At 70.4% G+C, this 13,400-nt stretch carries 11 protein-coding genes and 2 pseudogenes; 4 read left to right on the top strand and 9 right to left on the bottom strand.

Annotated features, from left to right (window positions below; genetic code table 11):
* Positions 1–104 precede the first annotated feature (104 nt).
* A complete protein-coding gene (gene fbaA / locus ACGFNK_RS07820) occupies positions 105–1,127 on the top strand; it encodes a class II fructose-bisphosphate aldolase (protein WP_393412974.1) in 1,023 nt (340 codons plus the stop codon).
* Positions 1,128–1,228: 101 nt separating this feature from the next.
* Entirely contained in the window at positions 1,229–2,746 is a 1,518-nt protein-coding gene (locus ACGFNK_RS07815) for an MFS transporter (RefSeq protein WP_393412972.1), read from the top strand.
* A gap of 228 nt (positions 2,747–2,974) precedes the next feature.
* On the opposite strand, the gene ACGFNK_RS07810 is transcribed toward ACGFNK_RS07815, so the two are convergent.
* From ACGFNK_RS07810 to ACGFNK_RS07795, 4 genes and pseudogenes are all read right to left on the bottom strand, one after another.
* Positions 2,975–3,394 (bottom strand): DUF3151 domain-containing protein, encoded by a 420-nt coding sequence (locus ACGFNK_RS07810; protein ID WP_393412970.1) that lies wholly within the window; start codon positions 3,392–3,394, stop codon positions 2,975–2,977.
* Positions 3,360–4,439, bottom strand: a pseudogene (locus tag ACGFNK_RS07805) (acyltransferase); the annotation flags it as partial. The gene ACGFNK_RS07810 and the pseudogene ACGFNK_RS07805, both read right to left, overlap by 35 nt.
* Positions 4,440–4,625: 186 nt before the next feature.
* Positions 4,626–6,641, bottom strand: a pseudogene (locus tag ACGFNK_RS07800) (bifunctional polysaccharide deacetylase/glycosyltransferase family 2 protein); the annotation flags it as partial.
* Positions 6,642–6,784: 143 nt separating this feature from the next.
* Positions 6,785–7,648, bottom strand: coding sequence for a hypothetical protein (locus ACGFNK_RS07795; RefSeq protein WP_393412968.1), 864 nt, complete (start codon positions 7,646–7,648; stop codon positions 6,785–6,787).
* 275 nt (positions 7,649–7,923) lie between these two features.
* Between ACGFNK_RS07795 and ACGFNK_RS07790 the strand changes: the two genes are divergently transcribed.
* Positions 7,924–8,754 carry a tryptophan 2,3-dioxygenase family protein gene (locus ACGFNK_RS07790; protein WP_393412966.1) on the top strand — a complete coding sequence of 277 codons (831 nt, stop codon included), beginning with the start codon at positions 7,924–7,926 and terminating at the stop codon, positions 8,752–8,754.
* The gene (gene kynU, locus ACGFNK_RS07785) at positions 8,747–9,958 is read left to right on the top strand and encodes a kynureninase (protein ID WP_393412964.1); all 1,212 of its coding nucleotides are present in this window, start codon (positions 8,747–8,749) and stop codon (positions 9,956–9,958) included. Before ACGFNK_RS07790 ends, kynU begins: the two co-directional genes overlap by 8 nt.
* A 103-nt stretch (positions 9,959–10,061) precedes the next feature.
* On the opposite strand, the gene ACGFNK_RS07780 is transcribed toward kynU, so the two are convergent.
* The 5 genes from ACGFNK_RS07780 to ACGFNK_RS07760 all read right to left on the bottom strand — a co-directional run bounded on the left by ACGFNK_RS07780 (position 10,062) and on the right by ACGFNK_RS07760 (position 13,388).
* Complete coding sequence (locus tag ACGFNK_RS07780; RefSeq protein WP_393412962.1) at positions 10,062–10,388, bottom strand: SCO4225 family membrane protein; 327 nt, start codon at positions 10,386–10,388, stop codon at positions 10,062–10,064.
* Positions 10,389–10,478: 90 nt separating this feature from the next.
* A complete protein-coding gene (locus ACGFNK_RS07775) occupies positions 10,479–10,691 on the bottom strand; it encodes a hypothetical protein (protein ID WP_393412960.1) in 213 nt (70 codons plus the stop codon).
* A gap of 5 nt (positions 10,692–10,696) precedes the next feature.
* Positions 10,697–11,602: an alpha/beta hydrolase gene (locus tag ACGFNK_RS07770; protein ID WP_393412958.1), complete on the bottom strand. Its 906-nt coding sequence runs from the start codon at positions 11,600–11,602 to the stop codon at positions 10,697–10,699.
* Positions 11,603–11,835: 233 nt separating this feature from the next.
* Positions 11,836–12,315, bottom strand: coding sequence for a MarR family winged helix-turn-helix transcriptional regulator (locus ACGFNK_RS07765; protein ID WP_393412956.1), 480 nt, complete (start codon positions 12,313–12,315; stop codon positions 11,836–11,838).
* 11 nt (positions 12,316–12,326) lie between these two features.
* Entirely contained in the window at positions 12,327–13,388 is a 1,062-nt protein-coding gene (locus ACGFNK_RS07760) for an alkene reductase (RefSeq protein ID WP_393412954.1), read from the bottom strand.
* Positions 13,389–13,400 lie beyond the last annotated feature (12 nt).

Raw genomic sequence — 13,400 nt, 5'->3', positions numbered from 1 at the left:
CTGGATCGTCCGCACAAGTCTGGAAAGATGGGGACGACGATGACGTCGCCCCCTAGGTCAGGGCCGTAAAGCAGAACTCCACCCGCACATACAAGGAGCGGATAATGCCCATCGCAACCCCCGAGGTCTACAACGAGATGCTCGACCGGGCGAAGGCAGGCAAGTTCGCCTACCCGGCCATCAACGTGACCTCGTCGCAGACCCTGCACGCTGCGCTGCGCGGCTTCGCGGAGGCCGAGAGCGACGGCATCATCCAGATGTCCACCGGTGGTGCGGAGTTCCTGGGCGGCCAGCACAGCAAGGACATGGTCACCGGCGCGGTCGCGCTGGCCGAGTTCGCGCACATCGTCGCCAAGAAGTACGACATCACGGTCGCCCTGCACACGGACCACTGCCCCAAGGACAAGCTCGACGGGTACGTACGCCCGCTGCTGGCCGTCTCCGAGGAGCGCGTGGCGCGCGGCGAGAACCCGCTGTTCCAGTCCCACATGTGGGACGGCTCGGCGGAGACTCTCGCCGACAACCTCACGATCGGCCAGGAGCTCCTGGAGCGCGCCCGCGCCGCGAAGATCATCCTCGAGGTGGAGATCACCCCGACGGGCGGCGAGGAGGACGGCGTCTCGCACGAGATCAACGACTCCCTGTACACGACGGTCGACGACGCGATCCGTACGGCCGAGGCCCTGGGTCTGGGCGAGAAGGGCCGTTACCTGCTGGCCGCGTCGTTCGGCAACGTGCACGGTGTGTACAAGCCGGGCAACGTCGTCCTGCGTCCCGAGCTCCTGAAGGAGCTGAACGAGGGCGTCGGCGCCAAGTACGGCAAGGCCTCCCCGTTCGACTTCGTCTTCCACGGAGGCTCCGGCTCCACGGAGCAGGAGATCGCGACCGCGCTGGAGAACGGCGTGGTCAAGATGAACATCGACACGGACACGCAGTACGCCTTCACGCGCCCCGTCGCCGACCACATGTTCAAGAACTACGACGGCGTCCTGAAGGTCGACGGCGAGGTCGGCTCCAAGAAGCTGTACGACCCGCGGACGTGGGGCAAGGCCGCCGAGGCGTCGATGGCGGCGCGTGTGCTGGAGGCCTGCAACAACCTCCGGTCGACCGGCACGAAGATCAAGTAAGGCGCACGGAGATCAAGTAGGGCGCGCGTCGGCGGCGTAGGCGCCCTTTTCGGACGGTCCGGCACCCTGTGGGGCGCCGGGCCGTTCCGTATGCTCCGGGTATGGCTGCCCTTGAGCAGGAGAACCAGGAGAACCAGCAGGGTTCGGGCGTCAGGATCGGCACCCCCACGGGGCGATGGATCCTGCTGACCACGGTGCTCGGTTCGAGCATGGCGTTGCTGGACTCGACGGTGGTGAACGTCGCGCTGCCGCGCATCGGCCGTGACCTGGACGCCGATCTCGCCGCCCTCCAGTGGACCGTCAACGCGTACATGGTGACCCTCGCGGGTCTGATCCTCCTGGGCGGCGCCCTGGGCGACCGCTTCGGGCGGCGGAAGGTCTTCGTCGTCGGCGTGATCTGGTTCGCGGCGGCGTCCCTGCTGTGCGGCATCGCACCGAACGCCCCTGTGCTCATCGCGGCCCGCGCCCTCCAGGGCATCGGTGGTGCGCTGCTCACCCCCGGCTCGCTCTCCCTCATCCAGGCCTCCTTCCATCCCGACGACCGGGGAAAGGCCGTCGGCCTGTGGTCGGGGTTCGGCGGTGTCGGCGCCGCGATCGGCCCCTTCCTCGGCGGCTGGCTGGTGGACGGCCCCGGCTGGCGCTGGGTGTTCCTGCTCAACGTCCCGCTCGCCCTGCTGTGCGCGCCGATCGCCCTGCGCCACGTGCCGGAGTCGAAGGACGGGCGGGAACACGGCCGCGGCTTCGACGTACTCGGCGCTGCCCTCGGCGCGCTCTCCCTCGCCCTGGTGACGTACGCCCTGATCGAGGCCCGGAGCGGCACGCTGGTCGTCACCGTGACGGCGGGCGTGGGTGTGGTGGCGGGCATCGCCTTCGTGTACGTCGAGCGGCGACGGGCCGATCCGATGATGCCGCTCGACATCTTCGAGTCCCGCCAGTTCACGGCGGTCAATGTGGTGACCCTGTGCGTGTACGCGGCCTTCAGCGGCTTCTTCTTCCTCGCCGCGCTCCAGCTCCAGGTCGTCTCCGGCTACTCGGCGTTGGGGGCTGGTACGGCCCTGCTCCCCACCACCGCCCTCATGCTGCTGCTCTCGGCCCGCTCCGGCGACCTGGCCCGGCGCATCGGCCCCCGCATCCCCCTCACCGTCGGCCCGCTGCTGTGCGCGGCCGGAATGCTGCTGATGCTGCGGGTGGGCACGGACGCGTCGTACGTTCTGGACGTCCTGCCCGCACTCCTCGTGCTGGGCCTGGGCATGGTCGCCCTGGTCGCACCGCTGACCGCCACCGTGCTCGCCTCCGTGGACAACTCGCGGGCGGGCCTGGCCAGCGGCATCAACAACGCGGCGGCACGCGCGGCCGGCCTCGTCGCGGTCGCCGCGCTACCGCTGCTCGCGGGGATGGGTTCGGAGGCTTACCGCTCGGCGAGCGCCTTCGACGACGCCTTCTCGCGGGCGATGCCACTGTGCGCCGGGATCCTCGTGGTGGGCGCCGTCGTCGCGTTCACGACCGTGCGGCGCCCGCCTTCGGACTGCCGCCGCCCCGAGTGCAAGACCCACGGGAGCGTGACGGCTCCGCCGCTGGAGGGGGAGCGGGGTTCAGGCAAGTTCGGCTCCGCCGCATGAGGACGGCGCCAACCGCGCCCCTTGAGGGGCGCGGGGCTGAGTGAATTTGCGGCTCCGCAGCGATGGGGTCCCCCCGCTCGAGCGGAGCCGAGAGTGGGGGAGCGACCAGCCACGAACGACCCGCGGCCGAGGTACGACCCCCCAAGGGGGGTCCGGGGGCGCAGCCCCCAGCGACGTCCACACCGACGCCGGGTGAACAGGCAAGCAAAGGGCACCCTCAAGCCACTGTTACCGCCTGAGCGCGGCGTACGCCTCAGTGCTGCTGTCCTGGAGGAACTGCCAGCACCTCTCCGCCTCGTCCTTCTCGTTGATCTCGTCGGCCGCGCGGGCCAGCGCGGCCAGGCACCGCAGGAAACCGCGATTGGCGCGGTGGTCCCAGGGGATGGGGCCGTGGCCCTTCCAGCCGGAGCGGCGGAGTTGGTCGAGGCCGCGGTGGTAGCCGGTGCGTGCGTACGCGTACGACTCGACCACGCGTCCCGCCTCGAAGGCGTCATCGGCGAGCATGGCCCAGGCCAGCGAGAACGTGGGGTGCTTCGCCGCTACTTCGGCGGGCGCCAGGGACTCCTCGCCCAGCATGCGGTACGCGTCTTCGTTCTCCGGCAGGTGCGTCGGTTCAGGGCCGCCGAGCAGGTTCTTGTGAGTCGTCATGCATGCAGTCTGCCACTTTGCGGGCAGGCGTTCGGGCAGCCTTCTCTGCGCCGGCCGACGATCGCACGGGGGCGGCGATCGGGGCCTTCTTCGGTGGTTTTGCGGGCCACGGATGGGGCCGTTTCCGGGAGGCGAGATCCTCGGTCCAGCCGACCGTCAGGATCGCCGCCGCGATCAGCGGCCAGACCAGCAGGAACAGGAACCAGTCCGAGCCCAGCGGCAGATACTGCTCCAGGAACGGCACCTGCCACATGCGGTCGGTCAGCGCCACGGCGACGATCAGCGCGACCTCGTGCCACAGGTAGATCGTGACGGCACGGGCGTTGAAGAGCCGGACCAGTCCGTCGAGCCATGGCCATCGGGGCAGCGAGCGCGGCCGGAACCGCATCAGGAGGAGGACGAAGCCCAGCGACCACAGGGCCTGGCCGAGCGGGATCGAGCCCAGGTCGTAGCCCTCGTCCGTGGGATGCGTGAACGTGAACCAGCCGCCGGCCGCCAGCAGCAGGGCCGAGGCCGCGCAGACGCCGCGGGCGCGCAGCCTGTCCAGCGAACCGTCCTGGTGGGCGAAGCCGAGCAGCCAGCAGGCGCCGAAGACGCCGAAGTCGGTGAGGGCCGAGCCGACCAGGACCGGCAGGTCCCACAGCTCGTACTGGCTGATCGCGGCCAGTGCCAGAAAGCCCCCGAGGAGGGGGAGCGGGGCGCGACGCCAGGCCCACAGCAGGGCCGGGGAGAGAAGAACAAACCAGAGGTAGGCGCGTACGTACCAGAGCGTCCCGGTCAGCTGCTCGCCCCACTCGCTGCCCGGCGGATCGCCCAGCGGCAGCACCCACAGCAGCAGCCGCGGCAGTTGTACGGGACTCCAGCCGCGCGCCAGCATCCAGCAGAGGGCGACGGCGGCGAACACCCAGAACGGGATGAGCAGGCGCCGCATCCTGCCGCGGATCACGGACGGTGCGGGCCTGCTCAGCGAGCGCGCCATCAGCGAGCCGGCCAGCGCGAACATCAACCCGAGCGAGGGGAAGGCGAGCGTCAGCCAGGCCCAGCCGAAGGTGTGGTAGGTGACGACGCGGACCAGGGCGAGGGAGCGGAGCAGGTCGAGGTAGCGGTCGCGTCCGGCGGGGCGGGCCTGGGGCGCGGACGGTGCCGGTGCCGCGTCTGCCGTCCTCGGCCCCGTGACGCCGCCGAGCGAGGTCGCCGACGCGGGACCGTCGCCCTTCGCCATGACGCGTGCGCCGACCTCCCCCGTCCTGCGCAGTTTCTGCCAGCGCAGCCGGCCGCCGCTGATCGCGGTGAGGCAGGCCTGGATGAGCACCAGGTACATCAACTGCCGGTAGACCAGCTGCTGGAAGGGAAGCGCCCACAGCTCCCGAAGCCGTTCGCCGTCCAGCCGGAAGGCGTACGCGGCGCAGGCGGCCTGGATGCCGAGCACCGCGCACCAGGCCAGGGCCGTACGCCCCGGGTCCAGGAAGACGAGGCCGTAGATCGCGAAGAGGTCGATGAGCGGGGCGAGCAGGGGAGTCAGCACCATGAAGACGGTGACCAGCGGCAGCCCGACCCGGCCGAAACGCCCGGAGTGCCCGCGGTCGCGCAGTGCGCCGCGGTGCTTCCACATCGCCTGCATGGTGCCGTACGACCAGCGGTAGCGCTGGCGCCACAGCTCGCCGAGGGAACCAGGGGCCTCGGTGTGCGCGATGGCCTTCTCCTCGTACACCACCTGCCAGCCCGCCCGGTGCAGGGCCATGGTGATGTCGGTGTCCTCGGCGAGCGTGTCGTCGCTCATCCGCCCGGCCGCCTCGATCGCGACGCGGCGGAACCCGCCGATGGCGCCCGGGATGGTGGGCATGCAGCGCAGCAGGTCGTACATGCGGCGGTCGAGGTTGAAGCCCATCACGTACTCGATGTGCTGCCAGCGGCCGATCATGGTGGTGCGGTTGCCGACCTTGGCGTTGCCCGCGACCGCGCCGACGGCGGGGTCGGCGAAGGGCTGCACGAGCCTGCGTACGGTGTCCGGCTCGAAGACCGTGTCGCCGTCCATCATCACGATCAGGTCGTGACCGGCGTGCGCGATCCCGGTGTTCAGGGCGGTGGCCTTGCCGCTGTTGCGCTGGGTGAGGACCGTGACGTTCGGCAGGTCGAGCGCGGCGGCGATCTCGGCGGTGCCGTCCGTCGAACCGTCGTCGACCACGATGATCTCGATGGGATGGTCGCTCTCGGCGAGCGAGCGCACGGTGTCGGCGATGCACTCGCTCTCGTTGTACGCGGGGATGATCACGCTCACCGGTTCGATGACCGGATCGCCGTCTCCCCAGGTGAAGTCCGCTCTGCGGCGGGTCCGGGCATGGCGCCGGGCGAGGACGAGCATCGCCAGGAAACGGCCCAGCACCAAGGCACCGACGACGGCGAGCAGACCGGCGAGCACGGGCAGCGCCCACTCGGAGAGGACCACCGCGGCCACGAAGGCGCGGCCCTGCCACAGCTCGGTGCCGGACACGGGCTGGTTCAGCGGGCCGGACCCGGCGGCGTCGGCGACGGTCGTGAACCGGTAGCCGCGCGCCTGGAGCTTGGGGATCAGCCGGTCCAGGGCCTGGACGGTCTGGGAGCGGTCGCCGCCCGAGTCGTGCAGCAGGACGATCGCCCCGTCGTCACCCTCGGGCACGGCCGCGTCGACGATCTTCTCGGCCCCCGGCCGCTTCCAGTCCTCGGTGTCCCGGTCGATGAACGCGACGAGATAGCCCTGCTCACCGAGCCGCTCGACCACCGGCCAGGAGGCGTTGTCGAGGGCCTCGTTCTTCGAGGAGTACGGCGGCCTGAACAGCGAACTGTGGATCCCGGCCGCACCCGCGAGCGCGAGCTGCCCCTGCGCCATCTCGCGGTCGATGCCCGCCGCGTCCTTGTACGCCAGGTCGGGGTGACCGAAGGTGTGCAGCCCGATCTCGTGCCCGCCCTCCACCATCTCCTCGACGAGGCCCGGATGCCGTGACGTCTGGGTGCCGGTGACGAAGAACGTGCCCGGCACCCGGTGTTCGCGCAGCACGTCGAGGACCTTCGGGGTCCAGGTCGGGTCCGGGCCGTCGTCGAAGGTCAGCACGATGGTGCGGTCGGGTGTGGTGTGGGCGTGCGGCTGTTCTCCGGTGGTGTCGACGATCGGGCCGCCGTTGAGGACGCTGCGGGGTACGTCACCGTCCGCGACCAGCGGGTGGGTGCGGTGGTCGGCGGCGTAGTCCCCTCGTACGTAACCACCGAGCATGAGGACGCAGACCAGCGCCAGCAGGACGAGCGAGGGGACGACGATGTGCGGACGCGGCCGCCGGGACGTCGGGCCGGGGGAGGTCCTTGGTGCTGTCGAACGTGGTGCTGTCGACGTCGACCGGCGGTCGGCGAGCAGACGGGTCACCCAAGGACCCCGCCCAGGAGCCCGTCCACCGTGCCGGTGACCGGGTCCACGACGTCGTCGACCACGTCGCCGAGGGTGCCGCCGTCGCCGGTGCCGCCTCCACCTGGGCCGCCGGGGTCGGAGGGGGAGGGCGGTTCGGTGGTCGGGTCACTGGGGGTGGGGTCGTTCGGGCTGGGATCGGTGGGGTCTGTCGTGTCTTCGCCCGGGGCGTTCTCGTCCGGGGCGTCCGGGTTCTCGTTGTCGGCGGGAGGAGCGGGCGCGGGGGGTGACGTGGTCGTCGGGCGATCGGGAGCGGATGCCTCGGGGGCGGTGTTCCTGCCGCCCGCGGCCTCTCCCTCGCCTCCCTCGGCCTCCCCGGAGGTCGGCGTCTCGCTCGGGCGGCCGGTCGACGGGTCCGCCGCCCCGGCCCGTGCTGAATCGTTACGCCCACTCCTGCTGGACTCCGACGCGTCCTGGTCCCGCCCGTCGGCGGCGCCGATGGACGGTTCTCGGTCCCGGTCGCGTATCGGCATCAGCGTCTCGGGAGCGAAGGGTGCCGCCCCGGCGAGGCTCAGCCCGAGGGTCAGGCAGTAAGTGATGCAGATGCCCCCCATACCCCACCCGACACGGCGGACCCAGCGGGGGCGACGCCCGCTGGAGTCGACGAATACCGGGTCGCTCTCGGAGGCGGAGGTGGCTGCGGCTTCGGATGCGGATACAGACCTGGTCGTGCTGCCGCTCTCGGCGGCGGTCCCGGTCGTGCTGCTGTCCTCGGCCGTGGCCTCGGCCGGGGTCCCGGCTATGTCGCCGTTCTCGGCCGCGGTCTCGGTCGTGCTCTCGTTCCCGGCGCCTTCACATACGCCCGAGACAGAGTTCGTCACGGTTCCCCCCATGTCGAACGTTCAACTCCAACTGCCCAACGTAGAAGCCGAAATGGACGCCCGCAGGGGAGATGCGAGTCGTCACACACTCCTCACAAGCTGTGTGGTTGCTGTATGTGCGATGTTCCCGGTGGAGCCTGCGCACCTGACCGGTGTGACCAGGTCGCCCTTGCGGACCCGCTAGGCGACCCGGAAGATGCAGGTGGGGACCGGGGCCCCCGTGTCGAAAACGGCAGGGGCGGACCGCTACCCGGAGTACACAACAGGAGACAGCGATGTCCCACGAGGCTGAAGAGCCCGAGACCCCGCATCTCGACTTCCAGGGCACGACCCCGTACGAGGACTACGTACAGGCGGATGTGCTCACCCACCTCCAGCACACCCTCTCCGACGATCCCGGAGAGATGGTCTTCCTGGTCACGACCCAGGTGATGGAGCTGTGGTTCACGGTCATCGTCCACGAGTGGGAGACCGCGACAAAGGCGCTGCGCGAGGACGACGTGCCGGTCGCGGTGGCGGCGCTGAAGCGGTCCGTACGGGAGCTGGAGGCGCTGAACGCCTCCTGGAGGCCCCTGGGCCAGCTGACCCCGGCCCAGTTCAACTCGTATCGCAATGCCCTCGGGGAAGGCTCCGGCTTCCAGTCCGCGATGTACCGGCGGATGGAGTTCCTGCTCGGCGAGAAGTCCTCGTCCATGCTCGTACCGCACCGGGGCGCGCCTCGCGTGCACGCCGAGCTGGAGAAGGCGCTGCATGAACCGAGCCTGTACGACGAGGTGCTGAGGCTCCTGGCCCGGCGCGGCTACGCGATTCCCGCCGCCGTGCTCGAGCGCGACGTCTCGCTCAGGTACGAGCCGTCGCCCGAGGTCGAGCAAGTGTGGGCGTCCCTGTACGCGGGCGACGACACCTCCGAACTGGCCCGCCTCGGTGAGGCGCTGACCGATGTCGCCGAGCTGGTGTGGCGATGGCGCAACGATCACCTGGTCGCGACGCGGCGTGCGATGGGCGCGAAGGCCGGGACCGGGGGTTCGGCGGGTGTGGCCTGGCTGGAGAAGCGGGCGCGGAAGAACGTGTTCCCCGAGCTGTGGACGGCGCGGTCCTATGTCTGAACTGACTGAACGGCCTGAACGGTCTGAACTGAGCGTCAGGGCCGCGGAGTTGGACGCGGCGGACGAACTGGCCAAGCTGCGTTCGCAGTTCGTGCTGGACGACGTTGTGTACCTGGACGGGAACTCGCTCGGCGCGCTGCCGGCGGCCGTGCCCGGCCGGGTCGAGGACGTCGTACGGCGGCAGTGGGGTGAGCTGCGGATCCGCTCCTGGGACGAGAGCGGCTGGTGGACGGCACCCGAACGGATCGGCGACCGGATCGCTCCGCTGGTGGGCGCGGCGGCCGGGCAGATCGTGGTGGGCGACTCGACGAGTGTCAACGTGTTCAAGGCGGTTGTCGGGGCGGTGCGGCTGGCCGGTGAAGGCCGGGACGAGATTCTGGTGGATGCCACGACCTTCCCCACGGACGGTTACATCGCCCAGTCGGCGGCGCGTATGACCGGCTGTACGGTGCGTGCGGTGACCCCTCGCGACGTACCTTCGGCCCTCGGCCCGCGTACCGCGGCGGTGCTGCTGAACCACGTCGACTACCGCACGGGTCGCCTGCACGACCTCCCGTCCCTGACATCGGCGATCCACGAGGCGGGAGCAGTCGCCGTCTGGGACCTGTGCCACAGCGCGGGCGCCCTGCCGGTGGGGCTCGACGAGCACGGGGTGGATCTGGCGGTCGGCTGCACGTACAAGTACCTGAACGGCGGCCCCGGTTCACCGGCCTTCTTGTACGTACGCCGCGATCTCCAGGACCGCTTCGACTCCCCACTCCCCGGCTGGAACTCCCACGTGGACCCCTTCGGCATGCGGTCGGAGTACGAACCGGCGGGAGGCGCACCGCGCGGCCGCGTCGGCACCCCGGACATCCTCTCCATGCTGGCCCTGGAGGCGGCGCTGGAGGTGTGGGAAGAGATGTCGATCGAGACGGTCCGCACCAAGTCCCTCGCGCTCACGGATTTCTTCCTGGACTGCGTCGCGGCGTACGTCCCCGAGGGCCGGGTGGAGTCCGTGACTCCGTCGGCCCATGCGGACCGGGGGAGCCAGGTCGCGTTGCGCTGCGATGACGCGCGCGAGGTGATGCGCCGCCTGATCGCACAGGGCGTGGTCGGCGACTTCCGCGAACCGGACATCCTGCGCTTCGGCTTCACGCCGTTGTACGTGGGGTTCGGGGATGTGGAGAGGGCGGCGCGGGTGTTGGCGGGGCTGGTGGGCTGAGTCGTACTGCCTGCGCCTGCTGGGACGGCGGGGCCGCATCCGTGTGTGGCTCCGCCGCCGGTCGGTGGCTGCGCGCATGGCCATGTTCGAAGTTGATGGTGCGTCAGGCGTTGCTGATGCCCGCACGCTGCGCGGGCCGGTTACGGAACCAGCGGTACGCGGCGCCGAGCGCGGACGCCTGGGCGACAGCTCCGACAGCTACCCCGATGAAGGGCAGCGCGCCAGGAAGGGCCAAGAACAGGAACGAGGTCGGAGCGGTGACGACGAACAGCCAGAATCCCGCAAGACTGGCGTCCGCGTGCTCGACGAACAGTGCGTCCACCCCGACCCAGACACCGACGGCGGCCACGAGGGCCAGATAGCCGAGGGCGGCAGGGTTCGCCAGGTGGTGGCGAAGGCTCTGGGCCAGGGAACGCGAAGAGGCAGCCATTTCCGAACTCCTTCGAGACGACACGGTGTTGCTCGGCTTGTTGAGGTCAACCATGTCGTCGGGGAGCCGCTGCCACCTGAGTAGCCGTACTTACGTTGTCTCCGCGATCGGACTTGTTTCGTGTGGTCGTCGCCACTCGCGTCCGTTACCGGCGTCCCGGTCGAGCCGCTCGGCGATGGAGTCGACCGCGTCGTGCACCTGGGCGTGTACGTCGTCCAGGTCGACGCCGACGAGATGCCCGGCCCACTTGCGGACGCGGCCCGGCGACCCGGGCCGATGCCGCGGACGTCCGCCATCGCCCACCCGGCTCACCAACCCAGCTGCGCGATCTCCTCCGCCACCACCGCACACGCGTCCGCAGCCGGATCGATCAGCGGGAAGTGCCCCACGTCCTCGAGGAGCGTAAGCCCCACCACCTCCCCGGCCTTCGCCGCCGCGTCCGCGTACGCCTCGGCGACAGCCTGAGGCACGACGACATCGGTCCGGCCCTGCACGAGGGTCGTGGCAATTCCGGTCGGCAGCAGAAGAGCGGGATCGGCGTACGGCTGCCGCTCACCGAACTGCCCCTCTCCACCCAGGAGTTGAAGAGCCGCGCCGGCGCATACGTCCAGTTTCTCGGCGACGGCGAAGTCCGCGATCGGAGCCAGCGCGACGACGCCCCTCAGTGGCGCCGGCCGCTCCGTACGCCATGGTGCGTCCGTCGGCAGCAGATGCCGGGCGGCGGCCCACAGGGCGAGATGCCCGCCCGCCGAGTGCCCGGTGATCACCGTACGGCGCGCATCGGCCTGCGGCAGGGCCTCCCGTACGAGACCGGGGAGCGCGTCGAGCGCGGCGGCGACGTCGTCGAAGGTGTCCGGCCAACGCCCCGCGACGGAACCGTCATCGCCCTCCCCCGAACCGCCTCCGCCACGCCGGTACTCGACGTTGGCCACGGCGAAACCCCGCCGGGCCAGGAAGTCCGCGAACGGGGTGATGTGCCGACGGTCGTACGCGGCCCGCCAGGCACCCCCGTGCAGAACGACGACGAACGGGGCCGACTCCTCGCCCCCGCGCGGCGCATAGAAGTCGATCACCTGGTCGGGGTGGTCGCCGTATGCGGCGGTGATGTCGGGATCGACGGGCGGATGCGAGAAAGCCGACTGCTCCTCGGCCGCGGCACGGGCAGCGACGGCGTCCGGTTCCGCGGCTGGGCGTGCTGCGTCGTCCTCCGGCATGCTCCAACCTCTCAGCGCTGTTCGACCGTTGGCCGGGACGGTACCAGCCCCGTGACGTGGGCCGACACGGGGCTGTCACGCTGTTACGGGCGGCAGCGAACGGTGACCGGTCAGTCCATGTACGAGCACAGCAGCCACTGCGTAGTGGATCACGCGCGCGATTTGCACCCATGTCCGCGTACCTCTCCATGTGTCGGGTGGGGCATGCGGACATCGGGTGCAAACAGAAGGAGTCAGGTGGACTCTTCTTGCGGAAGAGCGCGGCTGTTGATCGCGTCGGCGATGACGTAGGCGGTGCGGACGAAGGACTCTGCCTGCTGCGCCGACAGGTTCCGCGCGGAGGTCTCCTCCAGGGCCCGCCACATGGCTGCCAGGGGCTCGCGCATGGCACGGCCCTTGTCGGTGAGGTGGACGACCATGACACGCCGGTCGTGTGGGGCCGGCTCGCGGATGAGCAGGCCGGCGTCCTGCATACGGCGTAGGGACTTGGAGACGGTGGAGTGGTCCAGGCCGACGCTTTCGAGCAGCTCGGACTGGGTCTGGCCGTCCCGGTCGAGGAGTTGCATCAGCAGCAGTTCCTGTCCGGGATGCAGGTCCATCTCGCGGAGCATGGCGGCGGCGCGGGCGCGGTGAGCGCGGGCGAGCTGGAAGATCGCGTAGCTCATCGGCCCCTCGCTGGCCGTGGTGGGGACGCGGGGTGTCGGGGCGGGCATGGTTGGGTTCCTCAGACGGTATGGGTGGGGTAGTCGGTGTAGCCGGCCACTCCGCCGCCGTAGAAGGTCGCCGGGTCGGGGGTGTTCAGCGGCGCGTCAGAGCGTAGCCGCTCGACCAGGTCCGGGTTGGCCAGTGCGAGGGCGCCGACGGAGACAAGGTCGGCCGTGCCGTGGTCGACGTCCTTGGCGCGGGTGGGCAGATCGGTGCCGGCGCGGTTGAGGATCAGCGTGGTCGGCCACAGCGCGCGCAGGGCGCCCAGCAGCTCCTCATCGCCCACGTGCATCACGTGGAGGTAGGCGAGGCCGAGCGGGCTGAGGGCCCGCAGGAGAGCCGGATACAGCTCGGCGGTGTCGGACTCGGCGATGTCGTTGTAGGGGTTGCCGGGGGAGATGCGCAGGCCGGTGCGGTCGGCGCCGATTTCGTCGGCCACGGCAGCGGCCACCTCGACGGCGAAGCGGATGCGGTTGTCGAGGGAACCGCCGTAGCGGTCGGTGCGCTGGTTGGTGTTGTCGGACAGGAACTGGTGCACCAGGTAGCCGTTGGCGCCGTGGATCTCCACGCCGTCGGCGCCTGCCGCGACGGCAGCCGCTGCGGCGCGGCGGAAGTCGTCGACGGTCGCCGCGACCTCCTGCGTCGACAGAGCACGGGGTGCCGGCATCTCCTGGGGCCCGGACGCGGTGAACATCACGCCCTCCGGCCGGATCGCCGAAGGGGCGACCGGCCGGCGCCCGTGGGGGGTGTTGTCGGGGTGGGCGATGCGTCCGGTGTGCATCAGCTGGATGACGATCCGGCCGTCGGCCGCGTGCACGGCGTCGGTGACCTTGCGCCACCCGGCGATCTGCTCCTCATTGTGGATGCCGGGGGTGAGGAGGTAACCCTGGCCGTCGGTGGAGGGCTGGGTTCCCTCGGTGATGATGAGCGCGTGCGAGGCCCGCTGGGCGTAGTACTCGGCGTTCAGCTCGGTCGGTACGCCTTCAGGTGTGGAGCGGTCACGGGTCATAGGAGCCATGACCAGGCGGTGCGGGAGGGAGATGTCACCGACGGTGGTCGATGTCCACAGGGAGTTCAGCATGAATGGTCCTTC

Source organism: Streptomyces sp. NPDC048825, assembly GCF_043198355.1.
Lineage (GTDB): Bacteria > Actinomycetota > Actinomycetes > Streptomycetales > Streptomycetaceae > Streptomyces > Streptomyces xiangluensis.
Note: the sequence above shows the minus strand (reverse complement) of the source record. Positions and strands in the feature narration are given on the sequence as shown.

Excerpts from the sequence above, each read along its gene's own strand:
- ACGFNK_RS07815 (WP_393412972.1), top strand. The coding sequence starts at position 1,229 with ATGGCTGCCCTTGAGCAGGAGAACCAGGAGAACCAGCAGGGTTCGGGC.
- ACGFNK_RS07790 (WP_393412966.1), top strand. The coding sequence starts at position 7,924 with ATGTCCCACGAGGCTGAAGAGCCCGAGACCCCGCATCTCGACTTCCAG.
- fbaA (WP_393412974.1), top strand. The coding sequence starts at position 105 with ATGCCCATCGCAACCCCCGAGGTCTACAACGAGATGCTCGACCGGGCG.
- ACGFNK_RS07770 (WP_393412958.1), bottom strand. The coding sequence starts at position 11,602 with ATGCCGGAGGACGACGCAGCACGCCCAGCCGCGGAACCGGACGCCGTC.
- ACGFNK_RS07765 (WP_393412956.1), bottom strand. The coding sequence starts at position 12,315 with ATGCCCGCCCCGACACCCCGCGTCCCCACCACGGCCAGCGAGGGGCCG.
- kynU (WP_393412964.1), top strand. The coding sequence starts at position 8,747 with ATGTCTGAACTGACTGAACGGCCTGAACGGTCTGAACTGAGCGTCAGG.
- ACGFNK_RS07780 (WP_393412962.1), bottom strand. The coding sequence starts at position 10,388 with ATGGCTGCCTCTTCGCGTTCCCTGGCCCAGAGCCTTCGCCACCACCTG.
- ACGFNK_RS07810 (WP_393412970.1), bottom strand. The coding sequence starts at position 3,394 with ATGACGACTCACAAGAACCTGCTCGGCGGCCCTGAACCGACGCACCTG.
- ACGFNK_RS07760 (WP_393412954.1), bottom strand. The coding sequence starts at position 13,388 with ATGCTGAACTCCCTGTGGACATCGACCACCGTCGGTGACATCTCCCTC.